Origin of the sequence: Aeromonas sp. OTU364 (assembly GCF_038440395.1) — a bacterium.
Lineage (GTDB): Bacteria > Pseudomonadota > Gammaproteobacteria > Enterobacterales > Aeromonadaceae > Aeromonas.
This window is the reverse complement of record NZ_JASATR010000005.1, coordinates 101013-123548: the sequence shown is the minus strand read 5'-3', so window position 1 is coordinate 123548 and position 22536 is coordinate 101013. Positions and strand designations below refer to the sequence as shown.

At 63.1% G+C, this 22536-nt stretch carries 20 protein-coding genes; 11 read left to right on the top strand and 9 right to left on the bottom strand.

What is annotated here, in order from left to right:
- The first annotated feature begins 43 nt into the window (after window positions 1-43).
- Window positions 44-292: a hypothetical protein gene (locus AAHB08_RS07895; RefSeq protein WP_202047497.1), complete on the top strand. Its 249-nt coding sequence runs from the start codon at window positions 44-46 to the stop codon at window positions 290-292.
- A 39-nt stretch (window positions 293-331) separates the two neighbouring features.
- Here the strand turns inward: AAHB08_RS07895 and AAHB08_RS07890 are convergent, their stop codons facing one another.
- Together AAHB08_RS07890 and zntB are read right to left on the bottom strand one after the other, a co-directional pair.
- The gene (locus AAHB08_RS07890) at window positions 332-850 is read right to left on the bottom strand and encodes a mechanosensitive ion channel domain-containing protein (protein WP_139438827.1); all 519 of its coding nucleotides are present in this window, start codon (window positions 848-850) and stop codon (window positions 332-334) included.
- A 9-nt stretch (window positions 851-859) separates the two neighbouring features.
- On the bottom strand, window positions 860-1825 hold the full coding sequence (gene zntB, locus AAHB08_RS07885; RefSeq protein ID WP_202047498.1) for a zinc transporter ZntB: 966 nt from the start codon (window positions 1823-1825) through the stop codon (window positions 860-862).
- Between the two features lie 139 nt (window positions 1826-1964).
- Here zntB and AAHB08_RS07880 point away from each other — a divergent pair, with 139 nt between their 5' ends.
- Window positions 1965-2417, top strand: a complete 453-nt coding sequence (locus AAHB08_RS07880; RefSeq protein WP_342058628.1) for a YaiI/YqxD family protein — start codon at window positions 1965-1967, stop codon at window positions 2415-2417.
- A gap of 528 nt (window positions 2418-2945) precedes the next feature.
- Entirely contained in the window at window positions 2946-5942 is a 2997-nt protein-coding gene (locus AAHB08_RS07875; RefSeq protein WP_342058627.1) for a beta strand repeat-containing protein, read from the top strand.
- A 168-nt stretch (window positions 5943-6110) separates the two neighbouring features.
- Here AAHB08_RS07875 and AAHB08_RS07870 read toward each other — a convergent pair whose 3' ends face one another.
- Window positions 6111-7316, bottom strand: coding sequence for a NupC/NupG family nucleoside CNT transporter (locus tag AAHB08_RS07870; protein ID WP_342058626.1), 1206 nt, complete (start codon window positions 7314-7316; stop codon window positions 6111-6113).
- Window positions 7317-7847: 531 nt separating this feature from the next.
- Here AAHB08_RS07870 and dbpA point away from each other — a divergent pair.
- Together dbpA and AAHB08_RS07860 are read left to right on the top strand one after the other, a co-directional pair.
- Window positions 7848-9227 (top strand): ATP-dependent RNA helicase DbpA, encoded by a 1380-nt coding sequence (gene dbpA / locus AAHB08_RS07865; protein ID WP_139439596.1) that lies wholly within the window; start codon window positions 7848-7850, stop codon window positions 9225-9227.
- Between the two features lie 90 nt (window positions 9228-9317).
- Window positions 9318-9608, top strand: coding sequence for a YkgJ family cysteine cluster protein (locus AAHB08_RS07860; RefSeq protein WP_041206500.1), 291 nt, complete (start codon window positions 9318-9320; stop codon window positions 9606-9608).
- A 33-nt stretch (window positions 9609-9641) separates the two neighbouring features.
- On the opposite strand, the gene AAHB08_RS07855 is transcribed toward AAHB08_RS07860, so the two are convergent.
- A complete protein-coding gene (locus AAHB08_RS07855; RefSeq protein WP_342058625.1) occupies window positions 9642-10049 on the bottom strand; it encodes a hypothetical protein in 408 nt (135 codons plus the stop codon).
- A gap of 259 nt (window positions 10050-10308) precedes the next feature.
- Between AAHB08_RS07855 and AAHB08_RS07850 the strand changes: the two genes are divergently transcribed.
- Window positions 10309-11703 (top strand): PepSY-associated TM helix domain-containing protein, encoded by a 1395-nt coding sequence (locus tag AAHB08_RS07850; RefSeq protein WP_342058624.1) that lies wholly within the window; start codon window positions 10309-10311, stop codon window positions 11701-11703.
- A 77-nt stretch (window positions 11704-11780) separates the two neighbouring features.
- Here AAHB08_RS07850 and AAHB08_RS07845 read toward each other — a convergent pair whose 3' ends face one another.
- The 5 genes from AAHB08_RS07845 to AAHB08_RS07825 form a co-directional block, all read right to left on the bottom strand.
- Entirely contained in the window at window positions 11781-11999 is a 219-nt protein-coding gene (locus AAHB08_RS07845; protein WP_342058623.1) for a DUF6500 family protein, read from the bottom strand.
- Between the two features lie 13 nt (window positions 12000-12012).
- The gene (locus AAHB08_RS07840) at window positions 12013-13026 is read right to left on the bottom strand and encodes a CobW family GTP-binding protein (RefSeq protein WP_342058622.1); all 1014 of its coding nucleotides are present in this window, start codon (window positions 13024-13026) and stop codon (window positions 12013-12015) included.
- 24 nt (window positions 13027-13050) lie between these two features.
- Complete coding sequence (locus AAHB08_RS07835; RefSeq protein WP_025325546.1) at window positions 13051-13248, bottom strand: YbdD/YjiX family protein; 198 nt, start codon at window positions 13246-13248, stop codon at window positions 13051-13053.
- 59 nt (window positions 13249-13307) lie between these two features.
- Entirely contained in the window at window positions 13308-15434 is a 2127-nt protein-coding gene (gene cstA / locus AAHB08_RS07830; protein WP_342058621.1) for a pyruvate/proton symporter CstA, read from the bottom strand.
- Window positions 15435-15707: 273 nt separating this feature from the next.
- A complete protein-coding gene (locus AAHB08_RS07825; RefSeq protein ID WP_162519292.1) occupies window positions 15708-16613 on the bottom strand; it encodes a 1,4-dihydroxy-2-naphthoate polyprenyltransferase in 906 nt (301 codons plus the stop codon).
- Window positions 16614-16821: 208 nt separating this feature from the next.
- Between AAHB08_RS07825 and AAHB08_RS07820 the strand changes: the two genes are divergently transcribed.
- The 5 genes from AAHB08_RS07820 (at window position 16822) to menC (ending at window position 22535) form a co-directional block, all read left to right on the top strand.
- Window positions 16822-18141: an isochorismate synthase gene (locus tag AAHB08_RS07820; protein ID WP_342058620.1), complete on the top strand. Its 1320-nt coding sequence runs from the start codon at window positions 16822-16824 to the stop codon at window positions 18139-18141.
- Between the two features lie 30 nt (window positions 18142-18171).
- A complete protein-coding gene (gene menD / locus AAHB08_RS07815; protein ID WP_342058619.1) occupies window positions 18172-19905 on the top strand; it encodes a 2-succinyl-5-enolpyruvyl-6-hydroxy-3-cyclohexene-1-carboxylic-acid synthase in 1734 nt (577 codons plus the stop codon).
- Window positions 19895-20659: a 2-succinyl-6-hydroxy-2,4-cyclohexadiene-1-carboxylate synthase gene (menH, locus tag AAHB08_RS07810; RefSeq protein ID WP_342058618.1), complete on the top strand. Its 765-nt coding sequence runs from the start codon at window positions 19895-19897 to the stop codon at window positions 20657-20659. Before menD ends, menH begins: the two co-directional genes overlap by 11 nt.
- A gap of 86 nt (window positions 20660-20745) precedes the next feature.
- Complete coding sequence (gene menB / locus AAHB08_RS07805) at window positions 20746-21606, top strand: 1,4-dihydroxy-2-naphthoyl-CoA synthase (RefSeq protein WP_446699518.1); 861 nt, start codon at window positions 20746-20748, stop codon at window positions 21604-21606.
- A complete protein-coding gene (menC, locus tag AAHB08_RS07800; protein ID WP_139439151.1) occupies window positions 21606-22535 on the top strand; it encodes an o-succinylbenzoate synthase in 930 nt (309 codons plus the stop codon). The genes menB and menC overlap by 1 nt, the downstream gene beginning before the upstream one ends.
- The last annotated feature ends 1 nt before the right edge of the window (window position 22536 follow it).

Below are 22536 nucleotides of genomic sequence, written 5' to 3'. Positions count from 1 at the left end.
CGACTAGACTTGAGGGTGGCGCCATGAGTCACAGGAGGATGTCATGACAGTCAGCGAATTGCGTGCGCTTCATCAGCAGCACAGGTTCAAGGAGGCGGAGATCATGCATGACATCATCTCCCCCGGCTGGGTAGTGGAGTTTCGGGGTCAGGACGGCCATCTCTACATGATGACGGACACCCTGGGTTGCCCGATGAGCTTCTCTTCCACCGAGGAGGCTCGCGACCATATCCACCTGGTGGCCGATTGCCCCATCCAGGTCGAGCACCTCTATCGCTTCTTCGAGCGTTGAGACTGATGCCAGCAAAAAGGCTCCCCGGGGAGCCTTTTCTCATTCCGGCTGCAGCGGCTCGGCTTCCTTGCTCTCCAGCCGCCTGACCGGCTTTTGCAGGATCAGGTTGGCCGGGTAGGTCACCAGGTCGCCGTTGTCATCCCGCACCCTCAGGTAGAACAGGCCTATTTCGGTGATGACGCCGGTCACTGAGTCATCCTTGTCGAGGATGCGGATCCGGTCGCCGATCTTGTAGGGGAAGGCGAAGAAGATGGTGATGCTGGCGGTGATGTTGGAGAGGATCGACCACTGGGCCACCATGGCGACCCCAAGCACGGCGAAGAAGGAGGAGGCGAGCACCACCAGCCGGGAGAAGTCGAGCCCCCACACCCCCGCCAGGATCAGCAGGGTGGCGCAGCCGAGCAGGAAGTGGAACACATGCTCCACGTAGAGCACCCGGTTTTCGCTCACCTGCCGGCTCTGGCCGAGGGCCATCAGGCTCTTGTGAATGAGGCCGCGAATGAGAGTATGCCCCAGCAACAGCAGCAGGGTCACACCAAAGGATTCCCATGTCGTCATGTGCGCTCCTTACCACCAGCGTCGATATTTGAGCCAGACCGCCAGCCCGGTCGCCAGCGCCAGCAGGGAACCGCAGAAGACCCAGAAGGCGGTCGGGCTCTCGGCCCCCGGGATGCCGCCCAGGTTGATGCCAAACAGGCCGGTCAGGAAGCTGGCGGGCAGGAACATCAGCGCCATCACCGACATCTGGTAGGCACGGCGGTTGGTCGCCTCCGCCGTCAGGTTGTTGATCTCGTCCGCCAGCACGGCGGAGCGAGCCACCCCGGCATCCAGATCGTCCAGCCAGCGCCGCAGCCGATCGGCGATGTCGAGCAGGCGACGGCGATCGTCCTCATCCAGCCAGCTGAGCTTCTCGTTGGCGAGGCGCGCCACCAGATCCCGCTGGGGAGAGAGGTAACGGCGGATCATGATGAGCTGCTTGCGGATCCGCGCCAACCGCCCGTTAGCGGGCAGTTCACGCATCAGCACTATCTCTTCCAGTTCCAGGATCTGATCGTGCAGCTCCTCGACAAACTCCCCCGCCCTGTCGGTCAGGGCATCGCAGATCTCCACCAGCCAGTCGGCGGTAGAGATGGCGCCGCCCCCCAGCACCAACTGCTGGAAGACATCTTTTTCCGACAGCAGGGAGCGACGGCGACTGCTGAGGATGAAATCCGGGGTGATGTAGATGCGCAGCGCCACCATCTCTTCGGGCCTGTGATCCTTGTTGTGATTGATGCCACGCAGGATCAGCAGCACAGTCTCCCCCATCCGCACCAGCTTGGGCCTGTTACTCTGGCCGAGCAGGGATTCGCGCGCGGCGTCATTGAGCAAGGGGGTCTGCAACAGCCAGCGGGCCGCCTCCGGATTGCCGTAATCCAGATGCACCCAGCTGGGCTGGGCTGCCGGGATCTCGCTGCCTGTGGCCAGCGGGGTCATCCCCCCCTTGCCATCCAGGGTCAGGCCATAAATTACGTCACTGGGCACCCGATCCATCTCGTCTCCTTCTCGTTCATGCTCAGGCCCCAGCTTACACGAAAGCGGGGGCCGACTCAGCCCCGCACCGGGAAGGGGGCGCCTGTGCTACCATGCCCGCTCTCGTTTCATGCCCGTTTCAACTACAGGAAGCCATGCCATGTCCATCTGGGTCGATGCCGATGCCTGCCCCATTCCGGTCAAGGAGATCCTCTACCGCGCCGCCCATCGCGCCCAGGTTGTCACCACCCTGGTGGCCAATCAGGGGCTGCGGGTTCCCCCCTCTCCCTTCATCAAGACCCAGCAGGTGGAGAAGGGTTTCGATGTGGCGGATCATGTCATTGCCCAGCAGGTTCAGCCCGGCGATCTGGTGATCACCGGCGACATCCCCCTCGCCTCCTGGGTCATCGATGCCGGTGGCGAGGCGCTCAATCCCCGTGGCGAGATCTACACCCGCGAGACCATCCAGGCCCGGCTCGGCATGCGCAATTTCATGGAAGAGCTGCGCTCGGCCGGGGTGCAGACAGGCGGCCCGTCCCCCTTCAACGCAGCCGACAAGCAGCGCTTTGCCAATGCCCTCGACAGATGGCTGCTCAAGGGCAAGCTGACCTGAGTCATCGCAACAAGGCATCATGGCCTGGCTGACGATAAGCCCCTGCCACAGATGGCAGGGGCTTATCGTTTGCCGACCCATCCTCCCCCTCACCTGGCGCCACGCTTGACCCGCAGACGACGCCCCACCCACTCCCCGTGCCAGTCCCGCCAATAAGATTCATTTCTGATATAACTTTTGGTGTCAATTTAGTCACAAACTAATATTTTTAATTCTATCGGTATCGATTGAATTATCAATGTCGCTATCCTAGACATATTAAAACACCACAAATAATAATTTAATCAGTATTGGTTTGACCAATTACCACCATGCCTAAAGGATGCCTAAAATACCTACCAAATATTGAGTATGTCTGACCAATAAAAGTAAAACCCAATCATAACAACACCTTTTATGATTTCATTATTCGTTCAACATTGAGGCGGCCATGGCTGCAGGATTCGCTGTTCCCATACAGGAGTACCGGGATGATCTTCACTTCATATTAAGCACAGGAATTGAAGGGGAATATCAATGAGCAAGTCAATGAATGTATTTCTTTCACTGTTTTTCACTCTTTTCTTATTCAGTTGCGGCGGTGGGGGTGGCGGAGGAGAGGATAATCCGACCAATCCGGCGCCCGTCACCAAATCACTGACCCGGATCGACATATCAGCCGACACCGCTGGCAACAAGGCCCGAGCCGAAGCCAACCCCAGCACCCCGCTCGGGATCAGCACTCAATATCTTGCCATCGCGACCTACAGCGACAACAGCACGGCCGACATCACGGAGCAGGCAAGCTGGAGCAGCGCGGATAGCACCATTGCCACCATAGATGAGAAGGGCCTGGTCAAAACACTCAAGGTCAGCAGCACCGGGATCAGTGCCAGCTATCAGGGGGTTACCAGCAATATCTCCACCCTCACCATCACGGATGCCATTGCCACCAAGGTCTCCATCATTCCCCCCACAACCAGGTTGGCCAAGGGGCTGACCCTGCAACTGCAGGCCATTGCCACCCTCTCCGATGACACAACCAGGGATGTGTCGACCCAGGCCAGCTGGCAGAGCAGCAACTCGACCGTGTTGAGTGTCGATGACAAGGGAAAAGCTACCGCCATCGAAGCCGGTGATGCCACTGTCACGGCCACGGTACAGGGGGTCACAGGCCAGACCACTATCTCGGCAGTCGCTCTGACCGTCAGCCAGATCCAGATCATCCCGGCCACAGTGCAACTGGCCATAGGCACCACGACCAAGCTGACGGCCATCGCGACCTTCGCCGATCAGAGCACTCAGGATGTCTCCTCCCAGGTGGGTTGGTTGAGCAGCAACACCGCCGTCGCCACCGTAGATAGCACGGGTCTGGTGACCGGCGTTGCGGCGGGATCCACTACCCTGTCCGCCAGCCTGCTGGGGGTCACTGCCAGCACCAGCATCCAGGTCAACAACACCAGTGTCAGCGCCCTGCAGGTCATTCCTGCCGTCACGGTCATAGCCCTCGGCACCAAGAGCCAGTTGCAGGCCATCGCCACCTTTGGCGACGGTTCGACTCAGGATGTGTCATCACAGGTCCAGTGGAGCAGCAACGACCCCTTCATCGCCAGTGTCGATAGCCTGGGACTGGTCACGGGGAGCGGCATTGGTCAGGCGACCGTCACCGCCACCCTTGGCGCCATCAGCCGCAGTGCGACCCTGACTGTCACCAATGCCATCGCCACTGCGCTGCAAGTCATACCGCCGACGGCCTCCCTGCCCAAGGGGACCAAGCTGCAGTTCCAGGCCATCGCCACCTTCAGCGACAACTCATCGCAGGACGTAACCAGCCAAGTCAATTGGAACAGCTCGGATATCAGCGTCGCGACCATAGATCTGAACGGTGAAGCCACCGCGTTCAGCGAAGGGGGATCGAGTATCTCGGCCAACTTCTTGGGCGTCACCAGCAATACTGTGCTGCTGGTGGTTACCAATGCCACCGTCAACAGCATCCAGGTCGTCCTGAATGGCGGCAGTGGCAACCTGGCCAAGGGCAGCTCGGTTCAGTTCAAGGCCCAGGCCGTGCTGAGCGATGGCAGCACCCTAGATGTCTCTAGCCAGGCCGCCTGGTTCAGCAGCGATCAAACCAAGGTCACCATCAATGCCCAGGGCCTGGCAACCGGGGTTGCCGTGGGTACCAGCACTATCAGTGCCAGCCTGAACGGTGTCACCAGTGCCGGGACTGTGCTGACCGTCACCAATGCCACCGTCAGCCAGATCCAGATCACCCCGCCCAGTCTCACCCTGGCCAAGGGGACCAAGGGCAAGTTAACGGCGATTGCCACCTATAGCGATAACAGTACCCAGGATATTTCGAACCAGGTGGTCTGGAACAGTTCGAACATAGGGGTGGCCACCATCAACCTGTCCGGCGAAGTCAGTGCTGTCAGCAACGGCAGTGCAACCTTGACCGGCAGTGTGGGCGCGGTCACCAGTAACAGCGTCAGTTTGAGCGTGACCAATGCCAGCGTGAATCAGATCGATTTGTCGGCAACGGCATCAACCCTGGCAGCCGGCACCAAGGCTCAATTGACCGCAGTTGCCAGCTACTCCGATGGCAGCAGCCAGAACATTACCCCCTTGGTCTCCTGGAGCAGCAGTGACAGCGACGTCGCCACCGTCAGCACCAGTGGTGAAGTCACGGCAGTGGCCCCGGGGACGGCCGTCATCACCGGCAGCTTCGGCGGGCAAACCAGCAACTTGACCGTCACCGTCACGGCTGCGACTGTGAGTGCCATCCAAATCAGCACTCCCCTTACCTCACTGGCATTGGGGACCAATGGCCAGCTGAAGGCTCTCGCAACCTACTCTGACGATACCCTGGTTGATGTGACCAGCCAGATCAGCTGGAGCAGCAGCGCCCCGACTCTGGTCAGCGTGGATGCCAACGGCCAGATCAAGGCGCTGGCGGTGGGCTCTGCCGTCATCAATGGCAGTCTGGGAGGAACTAGCGCCACCATCAATATCGCAGCGACGGCGGCGACCCTGACCGGGCTCACCATAGACCCCATTCCCAATCTGGCGAGCGGGAATCAGGCGCAACTCAAGGCGACGGCCAGTTTCAGCAACCTGACCAGCCAGGATGTGAGCGCCCTGGTCAGCTGGCAGAGTGACAACACAGGAGTCGTGACCGTCTCCGGCACAGGCTTGGCCCAAGGGGTGACCGCAGGAACAGCCAATATCACCGCCAGCTTCCTGACCGGGACAGACAGCAAGCCAATCACCATCACGGCGGCAACCCTCGGCAACCTGACAGCCAGTTGCACCACACAGGTCCAGCTGGGAGCACTCGGCCTGCCGATCGCCAACATAGTGACCCGCAAGGCCGTCGCCACCTTCTCAGACGCCAGCACGCTGGATGTCAGCAACAGCGTCATCTGGAGCAAAAATGGCATTGTCATCGGGGTAACCCTGAACAACACCGATATATTGCTGTTGACCCAGTCGGTGACTTACCAGGCCACTCTCAATGGCATGACCAGCAACACCATCACCTGCCCTTGATGCCAGGCATTGAGCCACCAGACAGAGAGGCCGCCAGCATTGGCGGCCTCTTCTTATCTTCTCAACATGCGGCAAGTCATGATGAGCAGAACCACCTTTCGGCTGACTCACCCAGAAAAACAAACCCCTGCCGAGGCAGGGGTTTGTCATGGTGATGGCGAGGTGCGATTAGATCATCACACCGGCGATCACGGCGGAGAGCAGGCTCACCAGAGTGGAGCCGTACACCAGCTTCAGACCGAAGCGGGAGACCATGTTGCCCTTCTCTTCGTTCAGCGCCTTCACCGCACCGGCGATGATGCCGATGGAGCTGAAGTTGGCGAACGACACCATGAAGATGGAGAGGATGCCCACTGTGCGGGGCGAGAGATCGGCGGCAATCTTGCCCAGATCCATCATGGCCACGAACTCGTTGGTCACCAGCTTGGTCGCCATGATGGAGCCGGCTTGCAGCGCCTCACCACCCGGGATGCCGAGGATCCAGGCGATGGGGTAGAAGAGGTAGCCCATGACGTGCTGGAAGTTGACGCCAAACGCCATCTCGAACAGGTAGTTGACCAGGGCGATCAGGGCGATGAAGCCCACCAGCATGGCAGCCACTATCACGGCAACGGAGAAACCGGCCATGATGTACTCCCCCAGCATCTCGAAGAAGTTCTCCTTCTTCGGGGTATGGTGCTCGTCCCCCTCGGCCAGCGCCTTGGCGTCGGTCACGGTATTGTCAGGCTCGTACGGGTTGATGAGCGACAGCACGATGAAGGTGCTGAACATGTTGAGCACCAGCGCGGCCACCACGTAACGGGGCTCGATCAGCTGCATGTAGGCACCGACGATGGACATGGAGACGGTGGACATGGCCGTCGCCGCCAGGGTGTACATCTGCTTCTCGTTCAGGTGCGGCAAGGTGTTCTTGAGCGCAATGAAGTTCTCGGACTGGCCGACGATCATGGAGCTGATGGCGTTGAAGGACTCCAGCTTGCCCATGCCGTTGATCTTGGCCAGCACTGTGCCGATGCCACGAATGACGATGGGTAGCAGACGGATGTACTGCAGTATGCCGATCAGCACGGAGATGAAGACGATGGGCATCAGCACCATCAGGAAGAAGGAGAAGGCCCCTTCGTTGACCAGGCCGCCGAACACGAAGTCGGTCCCCTGCTTGGCAAACTCCATCAGCTTGGTGAAGCCGGCGGCGAAGCCACCCACGACCGCCAGGCCCACTTCGGAGTTCAGCATGAACCAGGCCAGCGCCAGTTCCACCACCAACAGCTGCCCGATATAGCGCAGCTTGATCTGTTTCCAGTTGCGGCGGTTTGCCAGCAACGCCAGCGCGAGGACCATCACGAGTCCAAGCACAAAGTGAACGTATTCCATACCAGTAGCACCCAGTGAATTGTTATTTTTGACCGGCGCCATCATAAAGAATCGTATATTTAAAAATCAGATAGCCATCACAATCTGGTTCAATAATATGTATGCGATATAATACAAACGTTTTTAAATTAATTAACCATTAACTGTATATTAATCGCGCAACGAAAAGTAAAAATCTACTTATAAAACATATCGATAGGAATGTAGAAATTGTACAGACAACGCCAATGGATATTCCAGCATCATTCTCGCAACATTCACTCCTCTGCGCGGCACATATTTCAACCCGGAATATTTAATCAGTCGGGACGAAAAACGTTTACCTCCGATAAATAATTAGCGAACGACCGCAAACCTTCACCTGGTGCCACCCCGGTTGCGCCTCTCTGTCGCCATGGGAACGGATGAAGCCGCCCCGAGGTTGCACGGGCTTAAGCGTTCAAAAATCCGCCACACCCGGCAGCGCTTTCTGATACAATGCGCGCCCTTGCGCACGACGCATCCCCGTTTTCTCCGAAATAGAGTCCTTTTGTGAACAACAGCGAATTTAGCAGCCTCAATCTCTCCCCCGCCCTGCAAGAGAACCTCACCAGCCTGGGTTACCTGCAGATGACCCCGATCCAGGCCCAGAGCCTGCCCCTGGTACTCGAGGGCAAAGACCTGATCGCCAAGGCAAAAACCGGCAGCGGCAAGACAGCCGCCTTCGCCCTCGGCCTGCTCTCACGCCTCAACGTCAACCGTGTCGACGTACAGGCCCTGGTGCTCTGTCCGACCCGCGAGCTGGCGGATCAGGTGGCTCAGGAGATCCGTCGTCTGGCCCGCGCCCTGCCGAACGTCAAGCTGGTGACCCTGTGTGGCGGCACCCCGACCGCACCCCAGTCCGCCACCCTGGGCTTCGGTGCCCACATCGCCGTCGGCACCCCGGGTCGCATTCTCAAGCATCTGGAGCAGGGCACCCTGGAGCTCTCCAGCCTGGAGACCCTGGTGCTGGACGAAGCGGATCGCATGCTGGACATGGGCTTTGGCGAAGACATCAACAAGGTGATCCGCCATGCGCCCGAGCGCCGTCAGACCCTGCTGTTCTCCGCCACCTATCCGGAGGGGATAGCCCAGATGAGCCGCGGTGTGCAGCGCAACCCGGTCGAGGTGAGCGTGGAGTCCCTGCACGAGGGCAGCGCCATCGAACAGAAGCTGTATGAAGTGCCGGCAGGTCAGCGCCTCGACGCCCTCACCTGGCTGCTGAGCCACCATCAACCGAGCTCCTGCGTGGTGTTCTGCAACACCAAGCGCGCCTGCAACGACGTGGCCGATCACCTGGCCGCCAAGGGCTTCTCGGCCCTGGCGCTGAACGGCGATCTGGAGCAGCGGGAGCGGGATCAGGTACTGGTACGCTTCGCCAACGGCAGCGCCACCATACTGGTCGCGACCGACGTGGCGGCCCGGGGTCTCGACATCAAGGAGCTGGGCGCCGTCATCAACTACGAGCTGACCTACGACCCTGAAGTGCATGTGCACCGCATCGGCCGTACCGGTCGTGCCGGCCAGCAGGGCCTGGCCCTGAGCCTGTATCAGCCGAACGAAGCCCAGCGCGTCAACCTGATCGAGGAGTACCAGCAGGCCCCCATGCCGCTGGGAGATCTCGATACCCTGGGCCGCGACATCAAGCCGATAGCGCCGCAGATGGTGACCCTCTCCATCGATGCGGGCCGCAAGACCAAGGTACGGGCCGGTGACATCCTGGGGGCCCTGACCGGCGAAGGCGGCATTGCCGGCAGCGACGTGGGCAAGATCCAGATCTCCGAGCAGTACTCCTACGTGGCAGTCAAGCGTCAGGTGGCGAGCGCCGCCCTCAAGCGGCTGCAGGAAGGCAAGATCAAGGGGCGCAGCTACCGCGCCCGCAAACTGGGCTAAGGTTCTTCACAAGCCGTTGGCCAGACCACAGGCGCCTGACAGGCGCCTGTTTCATATATTTCCATGCCGCCATGCGGCAAGACAGGCACCATGACCCAAGCAATCCAAACCGACGTGAGCTGCCAGAACTGCGAAGCCTGCTGCTGCCGCCTCGAAGTGATGCTCTTTACCGACACAGGCGTGCCGGATCGCTATGTGCTCGATCGGGAAGGGGAGATCCCCGTGATGCGCCGGCTGGAAGATGGCTGGTGTGCCGCCCTCGACCGCAACACCATGATGTGCCGCATCTATGAGGTGCGGCCCCTCATCTGCCGCGAGTTCGAGATGGGCGAGCCCGACTGTGTCGACGAGCGGGACAAGTGGTTTATCAAGCTGGAGTGAGGCTGGCAGACAGAACGGCCCCGGGCTACCGGGTCAGCTCACCGGCGTGACGTCGCCGCCGAGCCGCTCCCCCAACCAGTGGATGGCCGCCGCCTCCTGCTCGAAGTAACACACCGCCTTGAACGGCAGATCGCTGAAGACCTGATCCGCCAGATAGCGCTTGAACCCGCCCACCACCACGACCGCAAGAAAATCGCAGCCATTGGCGGCGCACCAGCCAAACTGACGACGAAAACGCGCCAGCGCCTCGGGACCGGCGGCCTCGAACTCGGTCGCCACCTCGACGATCCCCCAGGGGGCATCGCGCAATCCTGCGATCTGCTGGCTGAACGCAGCCTCATAGGCCATGGCGCCCGCCAGATTGAAGGGGCCGCTCGGGCGGCAAATCAGCACCTGCCCCTGTCGCTGCATCTCGAAATGGCCGTGTGGTTGCAAGTGCACGTCCCCCTCCTCCCCTGATTTTTTCGTCGTGCCGACGCCGCCTGATGTTGCAACAAGGTAAGGATTTATATGCAAAAAGTCCATGGAGCCCCGGCCCTCACCGGCAGGCATCGACACCAGATGGCACAATCAAGGCGCGCAACGAAGTGAAGGCGGAGCCAGCATGTTCTGTTGCAGTTAATAAAACGTTGCTGCTATCATCCGCGCCACTCAAACGTTCCACCAACTGCAATCTTTAGCCTCGGCGCAAGGATCCAAGATGAAGCATCAAGACGCGAGTTATTACCAAAGGATCTGGCGCTGGCACTTCTATGCCGGTCTCTTCGTCGCCCCCTTTCTGATCCTGCTCTCCCTCACCGGCATCCTGTACCTGTACAAGCCCCAGCTCGACAACCTGCTCTACCCCGAGCTGATGAAGGTGGCCCCCGCCACCCAGACCCTGAGTGCCGACCAGCTGCTGGCCAAGGCGAAGATCGCCATGCCCGATGCCAGTCTGCGCAAATACCTGCCCCCCGTGGCCACGGATGCGAGCGCCCAGATCATCGTCAATCAGGGCGAGCGCGAACTGACCCTCTTCATGGATCCCGCCAGCGGCGCCCTGCTCGGCACCATGGACAACAAGTGGAACCTGCAGGCGGTGGCCCGCGCCCTGCATGCGGAGCTGCTGCTCGGCACCACAGGGGATCGCCTGATCGAACTGGCCGCCGGCTGGGGCATAGTGCTGCTCGTCAGTGGACTCTACCTGTGGTGGCCGCGCAAGGGACCCGGCGTAGGAGGCATCCTCTGGCCCAGAATGAACCAGCGCGGACGCCTCTGGTGGCGCGATCTGCACGCCGTGGTCGGCTTCTGGGGGGCGGGTTTCCTGCTGCTGCTGCTGCTCAGCGGCATGACCTGGACCGGCTTCTGGGGGGATCAGTTCGCCAACGTCTGGAACCGTTTCCCGGCCGCCATGTGGAACGAGGTGCCGAAATCTGCTCCTCTCGCCCGCACCCTCAACCATGCCCATGAACAGACTGTGCCCTGGGCCGTCGAGAACACGCCCATACCGAGCTCGCAGCCGGCGCCGGAAAGCCATGATCACAGCGCCATGAACCATGGCGGGGAACACGACGGCATGGTCATGGCCAGCCACCGCATCCCCCTGCAACGGGTAGTGGAGATCGCCACTGAGCGCGGGGTTCACCCGGGTTACAGCATCACGCCGCCGATCGGTGACACAGGCGTCTATACCATAGCCCTGTTCGCCGATGATCCGCGCAACGACGCCACCCTGCACATCGATCAATACAGCGGCAAGGTGCTGGCCGACGTGCGCTGGCAGGATTACGGCCCGGTTGCCAAGACGGTGGAAACCGGCGTCATGCTGCACACCGGCAAGCTCTACGGCTGGCCCCACCAGCTCGTCATGCTGATCATCTGCCTGATGGTGCTGGCAAGCTCGGTGAGCGGACTCTGGATCTGGTGGAGCCGCCGCCCCCGGGGCCGGCTCGCCGCCCCGCCCCTGCCCGCCAAGTTGCCCCCCATGGGCGGCGCCATCGCAGTGCTGGTCGTGCTCGGGATCTGCTTCCCCCTGGTGGGCGCCTCCATGCTGGCCATCTGGCTGCTGGACTGCCTCTTCTTCTCCCGCCGGACGGCCGTGGCGCCCGCCAGCTGAGAACACTCGGCGACGATAGCCGCAAACCATAGACAAGAAGGGCTCCTCATCAGGAGCCCTTCTTGTTTCATCTCGCCCTATTTCATGGCCTCGACCAGCGCGATGATCTTGCGCGCCTTCTCGAAGTGGTCGAGTCTCTGGGTCTGGATCCACCAGGTCGCCGCCTCCATCAGCAGCTCGGGGTCGTCGTTCCTGTTGGCGAAGAAGGCATAGAAGGAGACGCCCACCCCCTCCCCCTTCTGACCAATCTTCTGCTGGCAGACCTGGATGATTTTCTGTTTAAGTGATTCACGCATCTGTTATTTTTCCTCAGGCCCGGGTCAGGGCGAACCCCTCTTCCAGCGCCTCAAGGGGCAGGTAGCGACCGATCACCACCAGCCGCGAGCAGGGCACCTCATCCCCCCAGGGGGAACCGTAATCGAACCCCGCCACCCTGTGCACCCCCTGCACTATCAGACGGCGCGGCTCCCCGGCGATGGCCAGCACCCCCTTGTAGCGCAACATGTCGTTGCCATGCTGCTCTATGCACTGCTCCATGAAGGCCCCTATCTTCTTCAAGTCCAGCTCGCCCCCTTCGAACAGGTGGGCCGAGATGACATCCTGCCAGGAGCGGGGTCGGGACGAGAGGGGGGCAAACGCCTCGACGCCCTGACCGCCCCCACGCACTATCTTGATGCCTGGGCTCAGGCTCAGCTCGTCGCTCAGGGAGAAGGCATCGAGATCGAGCCAGAGCCCGGCCGGGCACTCCCCCCGCACTATGTCGATGATCTGCGCCTTGGGGTTGATGCCCTGGACTCGCGCTATGGCCGCCTCCCGGGTCGCTCCGTCCACCCTGTCCGTCTTGGTGAGCAGGATGCGGTCGGCAAAGCCGAGCTGGGCCGCCGCCACCGGATGCTCATCCAGCTGGCGACCGATATGCTCGCAATCCGCCAGGGTGATGACGGCATCGAGGCGCAAGGCATCCCGCAGCGCCTCTTCCACGAAGAAGGTCTGGATGATGGGGGCCGGATCGGCAAGCCCCGTGGTCTCGACGATCAGCCGCTCGAAGTTGAGCTCCCCCGCCGCCCGTCGGGCCAGCAGATCGCTCAAGGCGGCCCGAAATTCCCCCCGCACGCTGCAGCAGACGCAGCCGTTGCTGAGCTCCACCACACTGACCCTGTCACTCCCCTGCAGCAGGGCGCCGTCGATATTGGCAGCGCCGAACTCGTTCTCGAGAATGGCCACGGAGGCATCGGCGTGATGGCGCAGGAAGTGGTTGAGCAGGGTGGTCTTGCCGGCGCCGAGAAAACCGGTCAGCAGGGTGACCGCTACAGCATTCGTCATTATGGGAGTCCTGTGATGGGTCTATTAGCAGCAACGCCCGCCATTCTTGCCGCCGTAGCGGGCATCCTGGCGTTCGCGAAAGAACTCGTCGTGGCTCATGGGGGTCTGCTCCGGGTGGGTCAGCCGCATGTGCTGCACATAGTTGTCGTAGTCGGGCACGCCGACCATCAGCCTGGCGGTCTGTCCCAGATACTTGCCCGCCTTGGCCAGGGTATCAAACATGCTTGCTCCTTGTTCACCGTCGCGGAGAGGCCGGCACCCCGGGGGGCCGGCCTGCCGACTTACTTGAGGCTGGGGGCCAGATCGCCGTCGTCATCAGACTCGGGCCGCGGGGCACCTTGCTGTGCCGGCATCGGCTGGTAGGGCGTCTCCCTGGCGGTCGGCTGCGGGCTCTTAAGCGCCTTCATGGCCGTCTTCAGGGAGAAGAAGGCGAGGATCACCACCACCCCCATGAAGAACAGCGTCAGCCCCGCATCCAGCCGGTTGTTGAACACCAGCTGGGCCAGCTGTGACTCTGTGTACTGGGCCGGGATGGCGCCGCTGTCGATCATGGCCTGGAACTTGTTGGCGATGGCCAGGAAGCCGAGCTTGGGATTGTCGCTGAAGGTCTTCTCCCAGCCCGCCGACAGGGTGCAGATGAGCAGCCAGCTGGTGGGCAGCAGGGCCACCCAGGCGTAGGCCTGGCGCTTCATCTTCACCAGCACCACGGCGCACAGCATCAGCGCCATGCCCGCCAGCATCTGGTTGGCGATGCCGAACAGCGGCCACAGGGTGTTGATGCCGCCGAGCGGGTCCACCACCCCCTGATGGAGGAAGTAACCCCAGGCCAGCACGCAGAGGGCGGTGGCCAGCAGGTTGGCCGGCAGGGAGTCGGTCCGCTTGAGGGAGGGGGAGATGACCCCCATCAGATCCTGCAGCATGAAGCGCGCGGCCCGGGTGCCGGCATCTACGGCGGTGAGGATGAAGAGCGCCTCGAACAGGATGGCGAAGTGGTACCAGAAGGCGACGTTCATCAGGCCGCCGAGGGCACCGTGCAGTATGTAGGCCATGCCGACCGCCAGGGTCGGGGCACCGCCGGCACGGGAGATGATGCTCTGCTCACCCACCTCGCTGGCGATGCGGGTCAGGGTCTCCGGGGTGATCTGGAAGCCCCAGCTGCTCACCACGGCGGCGGCGGAAACCACCACGTCGGCGGTGCCTGCCGGTGCCAGCACCGCCAGGGGGCTGTTCATGGCGAAGTAGACGCCCGGATCGATGACGCAGGCGGAGACCAGGGCCATGATGGCGACGAAGGACTCCATCAGCATGCCGCCATAACCGATGAAGCAGGCCTGGTTCTCGTTGGCCAGCATCTTGGGGGTGGTACCGGAGGAGATGAGCGCATGGAAGCCGGAGACGGCGCCGCAGGCGATGGTGATGAACAGGAAGGGGAAGAGATCCCCGGCCCAGACCGGGCCTGTCCCGTCCACGAACTGGGTCAGCGCCGGCATCTGCAGGGTCGGCTGGGTCACCAGTATGCCGATGGCCAGGCCTATGATGGTGCCTATCTTGAGGAAGGTGGAGAGGTAGTCCCGCGGTGCCAGCAGCAGCCAGACCGGCAGCACAGAGGCGACGAAGCCATAGCCCACCAGCATCCAGGTCAGCTGCACCCCGTCGAAGTCGAAATAGGGAGCCCAGGTCTGGCTCTCGGCCACCCAGCCACCGGAGACGATGGCGAAGATGAGGCACACCAGACCTATGATGGAGACCTCGCCGATGCGGCCTGGCCTCAGGTAGCGGGTGTAGATCCCCATGAAGATGGCCAGCGGTATGGTGAAGGCGACCGTGTAGGTGCCCCAGGGACTGTGGGCGAGCGCCTTGACCACTATCATCGCCAGCACCGCCAGTATGATCACCATGATCATGAAGGTGGCGACCAGGGCGATGACCCCGGCGACCGGGCCCATCTCCGACTTGATCAGCTCGCCGAGGGAGCGACCATCGCGACGGGTGGAGACGAACAGCACCATGAAGTCCTGCACCGCCCCCGCCAGCACCACCCCGGCCAGCAGCCAGAGCATGCCGGGCAGATAGCCCATCTGGGCCGCCAGCACGGGGCCGACCAGGGGACCGGCGCCGGCGATGGCGGCGAAGTGGTGGCCAAACAGCACCTTCTTGTCGGTCGGCACATAGTCCAGACCGTCGTTGTGCCGCACCGCCGGCGTCATGCGGCTGCTGTCGACCGCCAGCACCCGCTTGGCGATGAAGAGCCCGTAGTAGCGGTAGGCGATAAGATAAACGCACACAGCCGCGACCACTATCCAGAGCGCATTGATCTGCTCGCCCCTGTTGAGGGCGATGTAACCGAGGGAGCTGGCGCCCAGCAGTGCCAGCAGCCCCCATCCGAGATGTTTCCCTAACCTGTCCATAAGCCTGTCCCTGCCATTGGTTTTTTACATATGGAACCCCATACGCTTACATCTCTATAGCAATCGAAGCCGTGCCACAATCGAGGCCCGTCACAAGTCGGCGACCCGTTCCGAGAATTTCTCAATATTGCCAGCCGGATCACGGCCATCGGGCCTGAAGAGCAAGAGGAAGGCGCTGAAATACTTGAAGAAAACGGCAAGGCACAGCAACAAGAAGGGCCCCTTCACGGGGCCCTTGTTCGCCTGGCGTACCAGTTCATGGCTGAACAGCGCTCAGGAGAGCGCCAGCCCGACCGAGAGCAGCAGGCTGAACAGGAAGGCGCTGATGGCGGTCTTCTTGAGGGCGCCGGTCAACACCTCGCCGTCGAAACTCTCGCGCAGGGTGCGGGCGGCATCGGTGAGGGGCTTGATGGCGGGCAGGAAGATCCAGGGCCAGATACTCATGGGCTGGGTCAGCAGGAAGGCGATGGTGGCCAGCAGCGCCGCCCCCAGCAGCACCCAGTGGTAGGCGATGGCGCGGTTGCGGCCGAGCCGCACCGCCAGGGTGATCTTGCCGCTGGCGGCATCGCTCTCTATGTCCCGCACATTGTTGATGTTGAGCACGGCGGTCGCCAGCAGGCCGCAGGCGGTGGCGGGCAGCAGCAGATCCCATTCCAGGGTATGGGTGAACAGGTAGTAGGAGCCGAGCACCCCCAGCAGGCCGAAGAACAGGAATACCGAGATGTCCCCGAAGCCGCGATAGCCGTAAGGGGTCTTGCCCACCGTGTAGGTGATGGCCGCGACTATGGCGGCGCCCCCCAGCAGGATGAACGTCAGGATCTGCTGCCACGCCTCCCCGAAGGCGCAGACCAGCAGGGAGAGGCCGCTCACCACGGCCGCCAGCGCGGTCAACCCCATGGCGATGCACATCTGGTGGCGAGTGATGAGGCCGGATACCACGGCACGCTGGGGCCCGATCCGCTCGCCGTTGTCGGCACCGGAGACCGCATCACCATAGTCGTTGGCCAGGTTGGAGAGGATCTGCAGCAGGATGGCGGTCAGCAGGGAGAGACCCATGATGGCGCCGTCGAAGGCCCCCCGGCTGGCTGCGAGCCCCGAGCCCAGCAAAATGGAGGAGCACGCCAGGGGCAGTGTTCGCAAACGCGCCGCCAGCAACCAAACAGAGAAGGTATTTGTCATATTGTGATGGCCAAACAATCAGATATTGATCGTGTTAAGGGTTATCGAACCGGATTTAGGTATACTTGGCTCCGTGGGGGCTGGGCTCCCTCGGGCAATTTACATGGAAGAATGGGCAGATAATATATAGGAAATCATCGCCCTTTGGCATCAACCTGCGCCATCCTCCCCAGAGCGATTGCGACTATCCGGCTCAGACAAGACATCCATGTTGGCTCAGACCCATCTCAAGCAACAACTGGACGCCCTGCGTCACAGCAATGTCAGCGGCTTCGTGCGGTTGCGCGTGGCGGCCAACGTCGACCTCTTCCCGGGATGGCTGGCGGCGCAGACCCTGTATCCCCGCATCTATTGGCAGGCCCGCGGCCCCAGGAGCCCTGAGTACGTGGCCCTCGGCGCCATCCACGAGCTGACCCGGCCAGCGGATATCCAGCGGGTCTGCGATCTCGCCAACTCAACGAGTGAAGACAGCCCCCGCTACTACGGCGGCCTGGCGTTCGACCCGGCCCAGCCAGGCTGGCAGGGGTTCGGCCCCTGCCGCTTCGTGCTGCCGCGCATCGAGCTGGTGCGCCGGGGGGAGTGTGTCAGCCTCTGCCTCAACCTCTGGCTGACCGACGGCAATCTGGATGCCGAACTGCAGGCGGCCGAGGCCGCCCTCGACGCCCTGCAGCCGGAAGGCCCCCTGCCCGCCCTGCAAAAACGGCCCTGGCTGCGCCAGGATGTCCCGGGTCAGGCCCAGTGGCAAACCCTGGTAGAGCGGGTAACCAGCCCCGCCTTTCAGGCCCACACCCCCAAGGTGGTGCTCTCCCGGGAGAGCGTGCTGACCCGCCAGCATGGGGATGATCCCCTCTGCCCCTGGTCCCTGCTCACCCAGTGGGCAAGTCACGCCCAGGAGTGCTTCCACTTCGGCTTCCAGTTTTCGCCCGAGCAGAGCTTTATCTCTTGCTCCCCCGAGCGCCTCTATCGCCGGGAACGCAGCCACCTCTTCACCGAGGCGCTGGCGGGGACCATACGCCGCTCCGGTGACGAGGCGGCCGACGCGGCCCTGGCCGCCGAGCTGCTGGCCGACAGCAAGAACCGGCTGGAGAACCGGCTGGTGCACGCCGACATCCTGAGCCGGCTGGCCCCGCTCACCACGGACGCCACCCTGACCGAGCCGCGCATCCTGAAACTGCGGCTGCTGCAACACCTCAAGTGCGACATCGAGGCCGAGCTCAAACCCGGCGTGTGCGACTGGCAACTGCTGGCCGCCCTGCACCCGACTCCGGCGGTGGGCGGAGCCCCCCGCGAGGCGGCGCTCGCCTTTATCCGCGAGTTCGAGCCCCATGAGCGGGGCTGGTACGCCGGTGCCTGCGGCATGCTGAGCCGGGAGACCTCGGAGTTCTCGGTCGCCATTCGCAGCGCCCGCATCACGGGCCGGGGCATCAGCCTGTTTGCCGGTGCCGGCATAGTGGCCGGATCCGAGCCCGCCGCCGAGTGGGCCGAGCTCGACAACAAGATCGCCAACGTGCTCTCCCTGCTGGGATAGCGTTTTTCATCGACCCACTGCGAGAGCCTTATGCCCGCCAGCCAATTGCCTGAGCACCGAGCGTTTGCCAGCCAGCATGCCACCTTCAACCACGTCTGGTCTTCCCTCTTGCTGGAAGAGCTCTATCGCCTCGGGGTGCGGGACATAGCGCTGGCCTCCGGCTCCCGCTCGGCGCCGCTCACCATGGCCGCCGCCGCCCATGCCGGCTTTCGCCGCCATCTCCACTTCGACGAGCGGGGTCTGGGTTTCATGGCGCTGGGGCTGGCCAAGGGGAGCGGCCGCCCGGTGGCGGTGATCATGACCTCGGGCACTGCGGTGGCCAACCTCTGGCCCGCGGTGGCCGAGGCCCAGCTCACAGGCGTGCCGCTGATTATTCTCTCGGCCGATCGACCGCCCGAGCTCATCGACAACGGCGCCAACCAGGCCATCGATCAGCAGGGGATCTTCGGCCGCTACCCCGTTTATCAGCAGAACCTGCCGAGCCCCACCCCGACCATACCGGCGTCCTTCGTGCTGAGCTCGGTGGATCAGGCCATGGCCAAGCAGGCACTGACCCCGGGGCCGGTTCACTTCAACTGCATGTACCCCGAGCCCCTCTATCCCGGCGAGGCGTACCTGGACTTTTCCGACTACCTGGCCCCGCTCGGCGACTGGCTCCATTCAAGTGAGCCCTGGAGCCCCTGGCAGCAGGGCGAGCAGCACTGCCCCCGCCAGCCCGACTGGGCCGCCTTGCAGGGCAAGCGCGGCGTCATAGTCGCGGGCCGCATTCAGGATCCGGCCGAGGCGCAGCGGGTGGCCCAGCTGGCCGAGCGCCTCGGCTGGCCGCTGCTGGCGGACTTGCAGAGCCAGATCCGCTTCGACAGCCGCAACCTCATCCACATGGATCTTGCCCTGCAAAACAGCTGCTTCGTGACCGAGCTGGCCCGGGCCGAGGTGCTGCTGCAGTTCGGTGCCCGCCTCATCTCCAAGCGGCTCGGCCAGTTCATCAAGCAGCACCCCTGGCAGGATTACTGGCTGGTGGACCCGCAACCGGCCAGGCTGGATCCGGACTACCGGCTGCGTCGCCGCCTGGTGTGCACGCCCGGCGCCTTCGCCGCGGCCCATCCGGTGGACCATCGCCACCTGCCCTGGCACCGGCTGGCGGAGCGTCAGCAGGGCATCAGCAGTCACATTCGCCGCGCCTGCGATCGCTTCTCCGAGCTCGGGGTCTGCCACCGGCTGACCCAGCTCATCCAGGGCCAGCTGTTCGTCGGCAACAGCATGCCGGCCCGGTTGATGGACATGCTCGGCGAAACCGGCAAGGGCCCCAGCCGGCTGATGACCAACCGCGGCGCCTCCGGCATCGACGGCCTGATCGCCACGGCCTTCGGTTTCTCCCTGTCCAGCGATGAGCCGACCACACTGCTGCTCGGGGATCTCAGCGCCCTGCACGATCTCAACAGCCTGGCCCTGCTCGGCAAATCGAGCCGCCCCCTGGTGGTGATCCTGCTCAACAACGACGGTGGCAGCATCTTCCGCATGCTGCCGGTGCCGACCCGGGATCAGCTGCTGGAGACCTACTACTGCCTGCCCCACGGCCTGCACTTCGAGCACGCCGCCACCATGTTCGGCCTGCACTACAGGGCGCCGACCACCCTGGCCGAGTTCGAGCAAGATTACGCAACCGCCCTGGAAAAAGGGGTAACCCTGATTGAAATCAAGGTGCCGAGCAACGAGGTGGCCGAGGATCTCAAGGCATTGGGAACCCTTATCCGTGGCCTCTGATCCCGCCGCGCCGCTGGTGCTGCTGCACGGCCTGCTCGGCAATGCCGACGACTGGCGACCTGTCATCCAGGCCCTGCCCGGCCTCGAGTGCCTGGCCCTGGATCTGCCGGGCCACGGCAGCAACAAGGGGCTGAGGGTGAGCGGCTTTGACGAGGCCCATCGCTGGCTCTGCGGCGAGCTGGCCGCGCGGGATATCGCGCGCTACCGGCTGGCGGGCTATTCCCTGGGGGGGCGGCTCGCCCTCTATCACGCCAGCCAGTCCCCCGCCGGGTTGCAGGCGCTCTTGCTGGAGAACTGCCATCCGGGCCTGCCGGAGGCCGAGCGCGCCGCCCGCCTCGCCCACGACGAGGGCTGGGCCCGGCGCTTCGAGTGCGAGCCCCTGGCCCTGGTGCTGGCGGACTGGTACCGGCAGGGGGTGTTCGCCGATCTGGACGAGGAGGCCCGTGGCCGTCAGATCTCCAGGCGCCTTGGCAATGAGGGTTCCGCTGTGGCGACCATGTTGCGCGCCACTTCCCTTGGCAAGCAGCCGGATCTCGCCCCCTGGCTGGGCAAAACCCGGTTGCCGGTGCGCTGGATCTCCGGCAGCCGGGATCACAAATTCCATCGCCTGGCTTGCCAGCTGGTCAAGCAAGGCTGCAATATCAATCACTTGGCTTTGGATGGCGGGCACAACCTGCACGCCAGCCAGCCCGACACCTTTGCCCGGCTCCTGCAAGACTGGGTCAAGCAACCAGAAGAGAAGAGTCATGACTGACGCAATGACGGAAGCGCAACCCCATGCCACCGTCGCCCCTGACAGGATTGCCCGGCTGACCATTACCACACCAGAAGGAAAACACCATGATTGAGGCAATGACGGAAGCGGAACTGTACGCTCCCATTGAGTGGCAGGATTGCTCCGCCGGTTACGAGGACATCCTCTATCACAAGTCCCTGGATGGCATTGCCAAGATCACCATCAACCGTCCCCAGGTGCGCAACGCCTTCCGCCCCCGCACAGTGAAAGAGATGCTGCAGGCCCTGGCCGATGCCCGTTACGACGACAAGGTGGGCACCATCATACTGACCGGCTTCGGCGAGAAGGCCTTCTGCGCCGGCGGTGACCAGAAGATCCGGGGCGACTACGGTGGCTACCGCGACGACGAGGGGACCCATCACCTCAACGTGCTCGACTTCCAGCGCGACATCCGCACCTGCCCCAAACCCGTGGTGGCCATGGTGGCCGGTTACGCGGTCGGTGGCGGCCACGTGCTGCATATGATGTGCGACCTGACCATAGCCGCCGACAACGCCCAGTTCGGCCAGACAGGCCCGAAAGTGGGCTCCTTCGACGGCGGCTGGGGTGCCTCCTACATGGCCCGCATCGTCGGCCAGAAGAAGGCCCGCGAGATCTGGTTCCTGTGCCGCATGTACGATGCCCAGCAGGCACTCGACATGGGGCTGGTCAACACTGTGGTGCCCCTGGCCGAGCTGGAGCGGGAAACCGTGCGCTGGTGCCGGGAGATGCTGCAAAACAGCCCCATGGCCCTGCGCTGCCTGAAGGCCGCCCTGAACGCCGACTGCGACGGCCAGGCCGGCTTGCAGGAGCTGGCGGGCAATGCCACCATGCTCTTCTACATGACCGAAGAGGGTCAGGAAGGGCGCAACGCCTTCAACGAGAAGCGCCGCCCCGACTTCTCCAAATACAAGCGGAACCCCTGATGACACTCGCCCTCTATCGCTACCAACTGCCCTTTACCCAGCCCCTGACCTTTCACGGCAAGGTGGAGGTGGCGCGAGAGGGCCTGCTGGTGCGCATCAACGACGGCTGGGGGGAGATAGCCCCCCTGCCCGGTTTCTCCAGGGAGAGCCTGGCCGAGGCCCAGGCCGAGAGCCTGGCCTGCCTGGCGCAGCTGGCCAGGGGACAGACCCCGGCCCCCCGGCTGCCTTCGGTGCAATTCGGGCTCGACTGTGCCCGCCGTCACTGGCCACAACAGGACGCCAGCCTGCCCGAACCCTATCCCCTCATTCAGGGCTCCCCCCAGGAGCTGCTCAAGAACTGGAAGCAGTGGCTGCACGAGACTCCCCTCAAGGCCAAGCTGAAGGTGGCCCGCTACCCCATGCGGGACGAGCTGGCGCTGATCCGCCTGTTGCTCGATCGGCGTCCCAATCTCAAGCTGGTGCTGGATGCCAACCAGGGCTGGACCCGGGAGGAGGCCTGGGCCTTCTGCGGTCACCTGGATCCGAACCGGATCGAATACCTGGAAGATCTGTGCGCCGACTTTGCCGACATCGCCTTCGTCGCCAACCGCACCGGCATGCCGGTGGCCCTCGACGAGTTGCTGGCCCAGGGCAAGCCCTGGGAACCCATACCCCAGCTGAAGGCCCTGGTGCTCAAGCCGACCCTGCTCGGCTCCCTGGCCAACAGCGAGGCCCTGGTGGCCCGCGCCCGCGAGCTTAAGCTGAAGGTGATCGTCTCCTCCTGTTTCGAGTCCGGCGTCGGCCTCGGTCAGCTCGCCCGCCTCGCCGGGGAGTGGGCGCCGGATCAGGCCCCCGGCCTCGACACCAGGCGCTGGCTGGCCAGGGATCTGCTGGACAAGCAGGGTCAACCCGACCCAAGCCTGATGACTCCCCTGTTTCACCGTGACTGAA

Excerpts from the sequence above, each read along its gene's own strand:
- AAHB08_RS07895 (WP_202047497.1), top strand. The coding sequence starts at position 44 with ATGACAGTCAGCGAATTGCGTGCGCTTCATCAGCAGCACAGGTTCAAG.
- AAHB08_RS07890 (WP_139438827.1), bottom strand. The coding sequence starts at position 850 with ATGACGACATGGGAATCCTTTGGTGTGACCCTGCTGCTGTTGCTGGGG.
- zntB (WP_202047498.1), bottom strand. The coding sequence starts at position 1,825 with ATGGATCGGGTGCCCAGTGACGTAATTTATGGCCTGACCCTGGATGGC.
- AAHB08_RS07880 (WP_342058628.1), top strand. The coding sequence starts at position 1,965 with ATGTCCATCTGGGTCGATGCCGATGCCTGCCCCATTCCGGTCAAGGAG.
- AAHB08_RS07875 (WP_342058627.1), top strand. The coding sequence starts at position 2,946 with ATGAATGTATTTCTTTCACTGTTTTTCACTCTTTTCTTATTCAGTTGC.
- AAHB08_RS07870 (WP_342058626.1), bottom strand. The coding sequence starts at position 7,316 with ATGGAATACGTTCACTTTGTGCTTGGACTCGTGATGGTCCTCGCGCTG.
- AAHB08_RS07860 (WP_041206500.1), top strand. The coding sequence starts at position 9,318 with ATGACCCAAGCAATCCAAACCGACGTGAGCTGCCAGAACTGCGAAGCC.
- AAHB08_RS07850 (WP_342058624.1), top strand. The coding sequence starts at position 10,309 with ATGAAGCATCAAGACGCGAGTTATTACCAAAGGATCTGGCGCTGGCAC.
- AAHB08_RS07845 (WP_342058623.1), bottom strand. The coding sequence starts at position 11,999 with ATGCGTGAATCACTTAAACAGAAAATCATCCAGGTCTGCCAGCAGAAG.
- AAHB08_RS07840 (WP_342058622.1), bottom strand. The coding sequence starts at position 13,026 with ATGACGAATGCTGTAGCGGTCACCCTGCTGACCGGTTTTCTCGGCGCC.
- AAHB08_RS07835 (WP_025325546.1), bottom strand. The coding sequence starts at position 13,248 with ATGTTTGATACCCTGGCCAAGGCGGGCAAGTATCTGGGACAGACCGCC.
- cstA (WP_342058621.1), bottom strand. The coding sequence starts at position 15,434 with ATGGACAGGTTAGGGAAACATCTCGGATGGGGGCTGCTGGCACTGCTG.
- AAHB08_RS07825 (WP_162519292.1), bottom strand. The coding sequence starts at position 16,613 with ATGACAAATACCTTCTCTGTTTGGTTGCTGGCGGCGCGTTTGCGAACA.
- AAHB08_RS07820 (WP_342058620.1), top strand. The coding sequence starts at position 16,822 with ATGTTGGCTCAGACCCATCTCAAGCAACAACTGGACGCCCTGCGTCAC.
- menD (WP_342058619.1), top strand. The coding sequence starts at position 18,172 with ATGCCCGCCAGCCAATTGCCTGAGCACCGAGCGTTTGCCAGCCAGCAT.
- menB (WP_446699518.1), top strand. The coding sequence starts at position 20,746 with ATGATTGAGGCAATGACGGAAGCGGAACTGTACGCTCCCATTGAGTGG.
- menC (WP_139439151.1), top strand. The coding sequence starts at position 21,606 with ATGACACTCGCCCTCTATCGCTACCAACTGCCCTTTACCCAGCCCCTG.